The 433-nt window shown below is 47.8% G+C and carries 1 pseudogene; it reads left to right on the forward strand.

The annotated features are described in order from the left end of the window. A pseudogene (locus tag AAC854_RS23170) lies at nucleotides 1–316 on the forward strand (GPO family capsid scaffolding protein); the annotation flags it as partial. Between the last annotated feature and the right edge of the window lie 117 nt (nucleotides 317–433).

The following is a 433-nucleotide window of genomic DNA, read 5'->3' on the forward strand; positions in this document are numbered from 1 at the left end:
TATTGAAGAACAGGAAGAGACCACGACCGAACCATCCGGTGACGATGCGTTGCAGGCACTGGCTCAGGCCGTCGCAGATTTGGAAGCTCGCGTGGCGACACTGGAAACCGCGCAGGCATCTACAGAGCAGGAAGTGGAAGCGGTTCAGGAAGATGTCGAAACAGTGAAAGAAGTCGTAGACACCGAAGAGTTTGCTCGCTTACGTGACAATATCGGTACGATTTTAACGAACTTCGGCAAGCTGAATAAGATTGCAACACCATTGCCGAATAGAAATCCGAAAGGCAATAAAAACAAGAATTTTAACTATCTGTAATGATTGGATAGAGCAAAGGGAAGAGCTATGCAATTAAATCAACGGGCACGCGGCTATTTGCAGAATTACTCTGTGGGTTTAGCTGATGCCTATGGGGTTGCGGATACCTCGCGTTAC

The sequence above is a fragment of the Xenorhabdus entomophaga genome (assembly GCF_037996725.1).
Lineage (GTDB): Bacteria > Pseudomonadota > Gammaproteobacteria > Enterobacterales > Enterobacteriaceae > Xenorhabdus > Xenorhabdus khoisanae.